At 68.9% G+C, this 10,895-nt stretch carries 7 protein-coding genes and 2 pseudogenes; 2 read left to right on the plus strand and 7 right to left on the minus strand.

Translation table 11 applies throughout. The features are described from left to right. Positions 1–179, minus strand: a pseudogene (locus KDH83_RS32985) (type II secretion system protein GspF); the annotation flags it as partial. 175 nt (positions 180–354) lie between these two features. On the opposite strand from KDH83_RS32985, the gene gspD reads away from it, so the two are divergent. Then, on the plus strand, positions 355–2,946 hold the full coding sequence (gene gspD, locus KDH83_RS26370) for a type II secretion system secretin GspD (RefSeq protein ID WP_212321121.1): 2,592 nt from the start codon (positions 355–357) through the stop codon (positions 2,944–2,946). Positions 2,947–2,977: 31 nt separating this feature from the next. Further along, the gene (gspE, locus tag KDH83_RS26375; RefSeq protein WP_212321123.1) at positions 2,978–4,405 is read left to right on the plus strand and encodes a type II secretion system ATPase GspE; all 1,428 of its coding nucleotides are present in this window, start codon (positions 2,978–2,980) and stop codon (positions 4,403–4,405) included. A 31-nt stretch (positions 4,406–4,436) separates the two neighbouring features. On the opposite strand, the gene KDH83_RS26380 is transcribed toward gspE, so the two are convergent. The 6 genes and pseudogenes from KDH83_RS26380 to KDH83_RS26405 all read right to left on the minus strand — a co-directional run. After that, a complete protein-coding gene (locus tag KDH83_RS26380; protein WP_212321125.1) occupies positions 4,437–4,730 on the minus strand; it encodes a hypothetical protein in 294 nt (97 codons plus the stop codon). A gap of 201 nt (positions 4,731–4,931) precedes the next feature. After that, complete coding sequence (locus tag KDH83_RS26385; RefSeq protein WP_212321127.1) at positions 4,932–6,440, minus strand: nucleobase:cation symporter-2 family protein; 1,509 nt, start codon at positions 6,438–6,440, stop codon at positions 4,932–4,934. Positions 6,441–6,609: 169 nt separating this feature from the next. Beyond that, a complete protein-coding gene (locus KDH83_RS26390; protein WP_212321129.1) occupies positions 6,610–7,839 on the minus strand; it encodes a M20/M25/M40 family metallo-hydrolase in 1,230 nt (409 codons plus the stop codon). Positions 7,840–7,856: 17 nt separating this feature from the next. Then, complete coding sequence (gene uraD / locus KDH83_RS26395) at positions 7,857–9,635, minus strand: 2-oxo-4-hydroxy-4-carboxy-5-ureidoimidazoline decarboxylase (RefSeq protein WP_212321133.1); 1,779 nt, start codon at positions 9,633–9,635, stop codon at positions 7,857–7,859. Between the two features lie 17 nt (positions 9,636–9,652). Beyond that, positions 9,653–10,597: an allantoinase PuuE gene (gene puuE, locus KDH83_RS26400; protein ID WP_212321131.1), complete on the minus strand. Its 945-nt coding sequence runs from the start codon at positions 10,595–10,597 to the stop codon at positions 9,653–9,655. A 73-nt stretch (positions 10,598–10,670) separates the two neighbouring features. Beyond that, a pseudogene (locus tag KDH83_RS26405) lies at positions 10,671–10,895 on the minus strand (hypothetical protein); the annotation flags it as partial.

Below are 10,895 nucleotides of genomic sequence, written 5' to 3' on the forward strand. Positions count from 1 at the left end.
GACAGGCGCGCGCGCAAGGCGCCGCCCAGGCCCTCGGCGCGCGCGGCGGGGGCGGTGGACAGCGGCAGCAGGCCGCGGCCGCGCAGCTGGTTGCGGGCGCCGCGCTCGGTGTCGGCCTCGATCGTGCCGCGCACGATCTTGCCGAGCGCGTCAGTCGCTTCGTAACGAAAGGATGGCATGGTCCTGGTTCGGCTCAAGGTCCGGGAAACTGCCCGGAGAGCCGCATTTTCAAAGGGTTTCCAGGCCGCCACCTTGCCTTTGGAATATGACCGTAGTGTTGCAGTGTCACCCCGTATACTCCGACGCGAATTCACGTTTTTTCACACGATTTCACGTCTCAGGCACACCTTCGTCATGCGTCAATTCGCGCAACTCAGTCTGGCGGTCCTGTTGGCCGCCAGCCAGATCGGGCCGGCGGCCAGCACCGCCTACGCTCAACAGGCCGACAATCGTGTCAGCCTGAATTTCGTGGATACCGATATTCCCGCCGTGCTGCGCGCGCTGTCGCTCTTCACGCAGCGCAACTTCCTGGTGGACCCGCGCGTCAAGGGCAAGCTCACGCTGGTCTCGGACCGTCCGGTGGACAGCAACCAGGCGCTGTCCATGCTGACCGGCGCGCTGCGCCTGCAGGGCTTCGCCATCGTCGACGTGGACGGCGTGACCCGCGTGGTGCCTGAAGCCGACGCCAAGCTGCAGGGCAGCGCGGTGGTCGGCGATCCGCGTCCGGCGGCCAAGGGCGCGCCGGTCTCGGTATCCAGCTTCGCGCGCGGCGCGGGCGGCGGCGGCGAGATGCTGACCCGCGTGTTCCCGCTCAAGTACGAGAACGCCGCCAACCTGGTGCCGGTGCTGCGCCCGATGGTGCCGCCCAACAACCCGGTCAACGCCTATCCCGGCAACAACACGCTGGTGGTGACCGACTACGCCGACAACCTGGAGCGCATCGCGGCGGTGATCGCCCGCATCGACGTACCCAGCTCCATCGACACCGACGTGGTGCCGGTGCGCTCGGGCATCGCGTCCGATATCGCGGTGCTGGCCTCGCAGCTGCTGGATACGCAGGGCAATGACCCGACCCAGCGCATCGCGGTGGTGGCCGACCCGCGCAGCAACAGCGTGCTGGTGCGCGCCGGCAGTCCCGCCCGCACCAAGCTGGCGCGCGAGCTGATCCTGAAACTGGACGCGCAGCAGAATCGCGGCGGCAATCTGCACGTGGTCTACATGCGCAACGCCCAGGCCACTCGCATCGCCGAGGTGCTGGGCGGCCTGCTGACCGGGCAGGCCAACGCCGCCACCGGCGCCGGGGCCCCGCAAGGCGCGACCGCGCCGGGCGCGCAGGGCGGCGGCGCGCGGACGCAGCGCACGTCCATGAACCAGGGCAACCAGCAGGGGCTGGGCACGTCCTCGTCCACGTCGTCCAACAAGGGCGGGCTGTCCGGCGAACAGGACCGCATCGCGCGCGACGACAACGGCAACCAGGCCGTGTCGTATTCCGCCGGCGGCGCCACCATCCAGGCCGATCCGGCCACCAACTCGCTGATCATCTCCGCGCCCGAGCCGCTGTACCGCAGCCTGCGCGAAGTGATCGACCAGCTCGACCAGCGCCGCGCGCAGGTGCTGGTGGAAAGCCTGATCGTGGAAGTCAGCGAGGCCAAGGCGGCCGAGTTCGGCATCCAGTGGATGACCGGCGCCGGCAACATCAACGGCGGCGGCACCAGCTTCATCGGCGGCACCAACCTGGGCGGCAGCGGCCTGTCCGGCAAGGGGCCGACCTCGATCGACGCGCTGGGCGGCGGCATGACGCTGGGCGTGGTCAAGGGCACGGTCGACGTGCTGGGCAACAAGGTCATCAACCTGGGCGTGCTGGCGCGCGCCATGCAGAACACCGGCGAGGCCAACATCCTGTCCACGCCGAACCTGCTGACGCTGGACAATCAGTCCGCCAGCATCCTGGTCGGCAAGACCGTGCCTTTCGTGACCGGCCAGTACGTCACCAACGGCAGCAACGGCAGCAACAACCCGTTCCAGACCATCGAGCGCGAGGACGTGGGCCTGAAGCTGAACATCCGCCCGCAGATCTCCGAAGGCGGCACGGTCAAGCTGGACATCTACCAGGAAGTCAGCAGCATCGACGAAAGCCGTTCCTCCATCACCAACGGCATCGTCACCAACAAGCGCGCCATCGACACCAGCGTGCTGGTCGACGACGGCCAGATCATCGTGCTGGGCGGCCTGCTGGAAGACAGCGTCACGCTCAGCTCCAACGCCGTGCCGGGCCTTAGCGCCATCCCGGTGCTGGGCAACCTGTTCCGCTATGACAGCCGCAAGCGCACCAAGACAAATCTGATGGTGTTCCTGCGCCCCTACGTGATGCGCGACGCCAACCGCGCCGCCGGCGTCACCATGGACCGCTACGACTACATGCGCCGCGCCCAGGCCGGCGCGCAGCCGGGCGATCACTGGCTGTTGCCCAACCAGCAGGCGCCCATGCTGACGGCGCCGGGCTCGGCGCCGTCGGTGTCGGGCAATGCCTACGACATGCGGCCGGAGAACCTGGCCGAGACCATGCGCCGACCGCCGCCCGCGACGGTGGAGTCCTTCGCCGTGCGCCAGTACCCGGCCGCGCGCCAGACCAGCGATCCGGCGCAGCCGTTCCGCGTCAGCATGCCGCTGGGCGTGAGCGTGGCGCGCGACCCCGCCTCGCTGTATGGCGAGGCCGACAAGTCCAGCGCCACGCTGCAATTCGCCTCGGTGGATTCGCAGTCCGACGCCGAGCGCATCGCCCAGCGCGTGCGCGGCAGCGGCCTGCAGGCCTATGTGCAGGCCGGCCCCGGCGGCATGGGCTATGTGGTGCGCAGCCAGGTCGCCAAGGATCCGGGCACGGTGTCCACCGCCACGCGCCTGTTGCGCGAGCTGGGCTACAAGAGCGAAGTGGTGTCGCACCTATGAGCGCCGCCTTGCAAGCGGCGGGAGCGGCCGCATGAGCGCCCATCCCTTGCCCTATGCCTGGGCGCGCGCCCAGCGCGCCGTGCTGTCGCTGCGCGGCGGCCGCGCGCAACTGACGGTCAGCCCGCGCACGCCGGAATGGGCGCTGCGCGAGATCCGCCGCTGCCACGGCGACGTGGAGGTGGCGCAGGTCGAGGACGAGGCGCTGGAAACGCTGCTGACGGCCGCCTACAGCCATGCCGAGGATGCCGCCTCGGTCATGGGCGTGGCCGAGAACGAGATCGACCTGGACCGGCTGCTGCAGGACATGCCCGAGGTGGCCGACCTGCTGGAGGCCCAGGACGACGCGCCCGTCATCCGCATGATCAACGCGCTGTTCGCCCAGGCCGCGCGCGACGGCGCCAGCGATATCCACATCGAGCCCTTCGAGACCCATTCGGTGGTGCGCTACCGCGTCGATGGCACGCTGCGCGATGTGGTCAGCCCGCGCAAGGCGCTGCATGCCGCGCTGATCTCGCGCATCAAGATCATGGCGCACCTGGACATCGCCGAGAAACGCCTGCCGCAGGACGGCCGCATCGCGCTGCGCGTGGGCGGCCGGCCCATCGACGTGCGCGTGTCCACCTTGCCCACCGGCCACGGCGAGCGCGCCGTGCTGCGCCTGCTGGACAAGGAAGCCGGCCGGCTCAAGCTCGAACGCCTGGGCATGAGCGCCGGGGTGCTGGAGCGGCTCGACCGCCTGATCCGCCAGCCGCACGGCATCGTGCTGGTCACCGGCCCCACCGGCAGCGGCAAGACCACCACGCTGTACGCCGCGCTGAGCCGGCTGGACGCGTCCACCAGCAATATCCTCACCGTCGAGGATCCGATCGAGTACGACCTGCCCGGCATCAGCCAGACCCAGGTCAACGCCAAGATCGACATGAGCTTCGCGCTGGCGCTGCGGGCCATCCTGCGGCAAGACCCCGACGTCATCATGATCGGCGAGATCCGCGACCTGGAAACCGCGCAGATCGCGGTGCAGGCCTCGCTCACGGGCCACCTGGTGCTGGCCACGCTGCACACCAACGACGCCGTGTCCGCCGTCACCCGCCTGACCGACATGGGTGTGGAGCCGTTCCTGCTGGCCTCGTCGCTGCTGGGCGTGCTGGCCCAGCGCCTGGTGCGCCAGCTGTGCCCGGCCTGCAAGCAGCCGGCCGAGCACGAGGGCCGCCGCGTCTACCATCCGGTCGGCTGCGCCGCCTGCAACCACACCGGCTACAGCGGCCGCTCGGGCATCCACGAGCTGTTCAGCGTGGACGACGAGGCCCGCCGCCTGATCCACGAGGGCCGCGACGAGCGCGAACTGCGGATCGCGGCGACGGCCGCCGGCATGCGCAGCATGCGGGAAGACGGGCAGCGCTGGGTGGATGAGGGGCGGACGTCGCCGGAGGAGATCTTGCGGGTGACGCGGGACGCTTAGGCGCGGAGCGCTACCCTTGCGATAGCGTTGATCAGGCGATCTTTCTGGCTTTTTCAATGGCCCACGCCATGCCCCAAAAGCTGACGGCGCTGAACATGGCGTAGCCTGCGCATGCCAACAAGTAGCTGGTCAGAGATCCGTGCCAGATGAATCGGCCCAACGCCAGCGTGATGAGTGCTGAGAACAGCGATGAACGGAGCGCTCCGTTCATGCGTGATAGCGAGCGGTTTTCGGCATATTTCCTGGCGTGGAAGATCGGAATGATCAGGCATGCCAGATTGGGCAGGAGGTACTGAAGAAAGCTCGGCATATCTGACGCAAACATGGCTGCAATTTCCGTGTTGAGTTCGTCATTGCCGGCCTAGTCTAATTTAGTTGAGAATTATTGCTAATAAGACTGTTCTGCTTTTTGCGCGATTCCGTCACGAAAGGCCCCGAGTGACCGAAACTCCTGGGGGGCGGGAGAACTCCGCGCCGGGTGCCGTTGCCCGCCTCTCAACTACGGCACCCCAGGCGATCCAACGCCCTAGTGACTCTCCGCCTGGCTCGCCGCCGCGATCACCGCGCGTTCATCGTGCTGCGCGCCGTTCAGGAACAGGTTCAGCAGCACCGCCGTCACCGACGACAGCAGGATGCCGGACTCCACCAGCGGATGCAGGGAATGCGGCATCCATTGCTTGAAGTGGGGCGCGATCAGCGGCACCATGCCGATGCCGATCGAGACCGCCACGATCATGGCGTTGTTGCGGTTGGTCTTGAAGTCCACGCCCGAGAGAATGCGGATGCCGGTGGCCGCGACCATGCCGAACATGACGATGCCGGCGCCGCCCAGCACCACGGTGGGCAGCGACTCGACCAGCGCGGCGATCTTGGGCAGCAGGCCCAGCACCAGCAGGATCAGCCCGCCGGCGGCGCAGACATAGCGGCTCTTGACGCCCGTCACCGCGACCAGCCCCACGTTCTGCGAGAAGCTGGTGTACGGGAATGTGTTGAAGATGCCGCCCAGCAGCGTGCCCAGGCCGTCGGTGCGCAGGCCCCGGGCCAGGTCCTTCTGGGTGATTTCGCGCGACGTCATGGAGCCCAGCGCCAGGAACATGCCGGTGGACTCGATCATCACCACCACCATGATCAGCGACATGGTCAGGATCATCATGATGTCGAAGCGGGGCATGCCGAAGTGGAAGGGCAGCACGATGTCGAACCAGGCGGCCTGGTCCATTTTCTCGAAGGTCATGATGCCGGCGGCCGAGGCGGCGATGGCGCCGACCACGATGCCCAGCAGCACCGAGATATTGGCGACGAAGCCGCGCGCGTACTTGACGATCAGCAGGATGGACAGCAGCACCACGCCGGCGATGCCCAGGCCGACCGGGTCGGCGTACTTCGGGTTGGGCACCGAGGGCTGGATGGCGAAGCCCTGCGGCAGGGGCGGCGCCTGGCCGCCGGGCGCGGTCACGTCGGCCAGCCACTTGGCGTAGGCCGGGTCGACGATGGCGGGCGCGGTCGGGCCGACGGGGTTGCCGAAGATCCAGTTGATGCCCACGCGCATCAGCGTGATGCCGATGACGGCGATGATGGTGCCGGTGACCACCGGCGGAAAGAAGCGCAGCATGCGGCTGACGGCGGGCGCGATCAGGATGGACACCACGCCCGCGCCGATGATGGAGCCGAACAGCAGCTGCGCGCCCGCCGGCCCCGGCTCGGCCGTGGCCATGGCCGCCATGGGCGCGACCGAGGCGAAGGTGACGCCCATCATGACGGGCAGCTGGATGCCGAACCAGCGCGTTGCGCCCAGCGTCTGGATCAGCGTGATCAGCCCGCAACAGAACAGGTCGGCGGAGATCAGCATGGCCACTTCCTCGGCGCTGAGCTGCAGCGCCCGGCCGATGATGAGCGGCACCGCGACGGCGCCCGCGTACATCACGAGCACGTGCTGCAGGCCCAGGGCGGCGAGCTTGATATTGGGAAGGCGTTGGTCGACGGGATGCCGGTCTGGCGGACACCCCTGGGAGTAAGCGGACGGCGTGGACGGCATGCGTGGTCTCCTGGTGGATACAACTGCTGCGTTACGTATGTGCCTGGTCTGACTTCTGGCTGGCTTGGTTTGTGTATGCGGAAATGGGAATTCGATGCTGGACTGCGGGATGCTGTGCGCGCCCGCGGCCGGCGGGCCTGCGGGGCGCGGATCAAGGCTGGGGCGGGCGCTACTGCGGCTGCAGCAGGTCGGCCAGCGCGCGGGCGATGACCTTGGTGGCGCGGCGCAGGTCTTCCAGCGCCACGCGTTCGTCGTTGCGCTTGGCGTGCGACTCCAGCACCGTGCGCGGGCCGGCGCCATAGATCACGCCGGGGATGCCGGCCTCGGCGTACAGCCGCACGTCGGTGTAGAGCGGGGTGCCCAGCGCCGGGATGTCCTCGCCGAAGATCTCCCGGCCGTGCCGCTGGATGGCGTCCACCAGCGGCTTGTTGCCGGGGAGCGGACGCATGGCGTTGGCCAGCAGCAGCCGCTTGATCTCGACGCGGATGCCGGGAAAGGTCGCGGCGGCGTCTTCGATGATGCGGTAGATGTCGGCTTCCACTTCGGCGGCGTTTTCCTCGGGGATCATGCGGCGGTCCAGCTTGAAGCTGACCTTGCCGGGCACCACGTTGGTATTGGTGCCGCCTTCGATGCGGCCGACGTTCAGGTAGGGGTGGGTAATGCCCGGCACCTGCGAGCGGACCTCGCGATAGCGCGCGTTCTGCGCGTACAGCGCGTTCAGGATCCAGACCGCGCCCTGCAGCGCGTCCACGCCGGTCTCGGGCACGGCCGCGTGCGCCATTTCGCCGTGCACGGTGACTTCCATCTGCAGGCAGCCGTTGTGCGCCGACACCACGGCGTAGCTGAAGCCGGCCGCGATCAGCAGGTCGGGCTTGGTCAGCCCTTGGCGCAGCAGCCAGCCCGGTCCCAGCAGGCCGCCGAATTCCTCGTCGTAGGTGAAATGCAGCTCGACCGCGCCATGGCGGGGCGCGGCCACGGCCTCCAGCGCGCGCACGGCGAAGGTGAAGCTGGCGAAGTCGCTCTTGCTGACGGCGGCGGCGCGGCCGTACAGATTGCCGTCCTCGATCTGGGCGCCGTAGGGATCGTGGCGCCAGCCTTCGCCGGGCGGCACCACGTCGCCGTGGGCGTTCAGGGCCACGCGGCGGCCAGGGCCGTACTCGCGCCGCACGATCAGGTTGGTGATCGATTGCAGGCCGTAGTCGCGCACTTCCTGCTCGGGCACGGGGTGGGCCTCGGCCTGCATGCCGAAGGCCCGCAGCAGTTCGGCGGTGCGCTCGGCGTGCGGGGCATTGTTGCCCGGCGGGGTGTCGGTGGGCACGCGCACCAGCTCCTGCAGGAAGCGCACTTCCTCGTCGAAGTGGGCGTCCACCCAGGCGTCGAGTTTCGAATAGTCTGTCATCTTGTGTGTCTCCGGGTTCAACGTGTCATCTCATGCGCCAGCGCATCGAGCAGGTGGCGCAGGGCCTGTGCCGCCAGCTGCATGTCGTCGGCGGTGGTGGATTCGAGCGGGTTGTGGCTGATGCCGAAATTCTGGCCTCGCACGAACAGCATGGCTTGCGGCATGGCCTCGTGCAGCTTCATGGCGTCGTGGCCGGCGCCGCTGGGCATGCGGTGCACGGGCAGGCCCAGCGCCTCGACCGCGCGTTCCCAGCGCGCCTGCCAGGCCGGCGCGCTGGGCGCGGCGGCGGCGCGCAGGGTCTCTTCCAGTTCGCAGCGCAGGCCGCGGCGCTGGCAGATGGCGGCGAGTTCGGCCAGCACGTCGGTCGCCAGCGCGTCGCGCTGGGCGTTGCCCGGCGCGCGCAGGTCCAGGCTGAAGCGGCATTCGCCGGGCACCACGTTGATCGAGCCGTTGGGCACGTCCAGCATGCCCATGGTGCCGACCGAATCGCCGTCGCTCGCCGCGCGCCGCTCCAGGTACAGGGCCAGCTCGGCCGTGGCGGCGGCCGCGTCGCGCCGGCGGTCCATGGGCGTGGTGCCGGCATGGCTGGCCATGCCGACGATGCGGCCACGGTAGCGCACGCTGCCGTTGATCGAGGTGACCACGCCCAGCGGCAGGCCCATCTCGAACAGCACCGGGCCTTGTTCGATGTGCACTTCGACGAAGCCCAGGTAGCGCGCGGGATCGCGGCGCAGCGTGGGGATGTCGTCGATGCACAGGCCGGCGTGCTGCATGGCTTCGCGCATCGTGATGCCCTGGGCGTCGCGCTGGTCCAGCCATTCCTGCCTGAAGTCGCCGACCAGCGCGCCCGAGCCCAGGAAGGTGGCGGCGTAGCGCTGGCCTTCCTCCTCGGCGAAGCCGATCACTTCCAGGTGATAGGGCAGGCGGCGGCCCTGGCGATGCAGTTCCCGCACGCAGGCCATGGGCACGAAGATGCCCAGCCGGCCGTCGTACTTGCCGCCGTTGCGCACCGTGTCGTAGTGGCTGCCGGTCATCAGCGTCGCGGCGTCGGGCCGTTCGGCGCGATAGCGGCCGGCCACGTTGCCGACGGCGTCGATCTCGACTTCGTCGAAGCCGCAGTCGCGCATCCAGTGGCTGATGCGCTGGGCGCAGGCGCGGTGCGCGTCCGTCAGGTAGGTGACGGTGAGCTGGCCCTGTTCAGCGTAGCCCGGATCGCTGTGGACGCTGAGCCGCTCATGCCAGTCCCAGATGTCGTTGCCCAGGCTCAGGTCCAGGCCGAACTTGTCGGCCAGGCGGATCTCGACGATGCGGTGGATGTTGCGCAGCGCCTCGCGGAATTCGACGTCGGGCGGATTGTCCAGCCGGCGCTCGAAGGTGGCGATGATCTGGCCGCGCGTCAGGCCGATGCCGCGCGGACCGCGCACGGCCAGGATGAAGGGAAAGCCGAAGCGGGCCAGATAGTCGGCGTTGAGCTGCCGCAGCCGCGCCAGTTCCTCGGGCGAGCAATGGGTCAGGCCGGCCTTGTCCTGCTCATTGGTGGATTCGGCCGTCAGGCTGTTGTCCTGCATGGCGCGGCCGGCCAGCTCCGGGTGGGCGCGGATCAGCGCCAGGCCGGCCTCGGCGTCGGCCTCGTCCAGCACGCGCCGCAGCGCGTCCTGCAGCTGCGGCAGCGAGCGGAACGGCCGCGCGGCCAGGGCCTGCCGGGCGATCCAGGGCGAATGCTCGTACAGACCGTCGAGCATGGCCACGGCCTCGTCGGTCGTGGCGGCATTGAGCTGTTCCAGGGTGTAGGCCATGTGGGTCGGAGTCGACATCAACGGGTGGAGGGGAAGGGATGGATGGCGCGCCAGTGCCGGGCGATGTCCAGCCGGCGGCAGATCCAGACGCGGTCGCGCGCCGCGATGTAGTCCAGGAAGCGCTGCAGAGCCACGATGCGGCCCGGCCGGCCCAGCAGGCGGCAATGCATGCCGATGCTGAGCATCTTGGGAGCCTCGTCGCCTTCGGCGTAGAGCGCGTCGAAGCTGTCCTTCAGGTACTGGAAGAAGGGCTCGGCGTGGGAATAGCCCTGCGGCAGCGCGAAGCGCATGTCGTTGCAGTCCAGCGTGTAGGGCACGATCAGCTGCGGCACGACCTTGCCGTCGCTCCTGCGCACCTGCATCCAGAAGGGCAGGTCGTCGCCGTAGTAGTCGCTGTCGTATTCGAAGCCGCCGTAGTCGGCCACCAGCCGGCGCGTGCGCGGGCTGTCGCGGCCGGTGTACCAGCCCAGCGGGCGCGCGCCGGTCAGCTGCTCGATGGCCTGCATGCCCAGGAACATGTGTTCGCGCTCGGTGGCCTCGTCCACGTCCTGGTAATGCACCCAGCGCCAGCCGTGGCAGGCGATCTCGTGGCCCAGCTCGACGCAGGCCGAGGCCAGCTCGGGATGGCGCTGCAAGGCCATGCCCACGCCGAACACCGTCAGCGGCAGCCGCCGCTTCTCGAACTCGCGCAGGATGCGCCAGACGCCGGCGCGCGAGCCGTACTCGTAGATGCTCTCCATGGACAGGTGGCGGTCCGGGTAGCTGGCAGGATTGAACATCTCGGACAGGAACTGCTCGGAGCCCGGGTCGCCGTGCAGCACCGAGTTCTCGCCGCCTTCCTCGTAGTTCAGCACGAACTGCACGGCGATGCGCGCGCCGCCCGGCCAGCGCGCGTGCGGCGGATTGCGGCCGTAGCCGGCCAGGTCGCGGGGGTAGGGCAGCGTGGCGTCGTAGGTGTGCATGGAGGCGGGGGAGGAAGGATTGAAGGGGCGCGGGCAGAACGGGAGCGGCAACAGGCCGTTCCCGCCGGCGGGCCTAGCGCGTGGGCGCGCCCGCCTTGAACCAGGTGTCGATCAGCGCGCGTTCGTCGTCGGTCATGCCGGTGGAATTGCTCATCGGCATCACGCGCGACACCACCACCTGCTGGTAGATGGCCTGCGCGTGGCTGGCGATCTCCTGGGGCGAGTCCAGGCGCACATTCTTCATCTGCACCTGCGCGCCGTGGCACAGCAGGCAGCGCTGTTCCACCACCTTCTGCAC

Origin of the sequence: Achromobacter sp. Marseille-Q0513, from assembly GCF_018195695.1 — a bacterium.
In the GTDB taxonomy this organism is placed as follows: domain Bacteria; phylum Pseudomonadota; class Gammaproteobacteria; order Burkholderiales; family Burkholderiaceae_B; genus Achromobacter.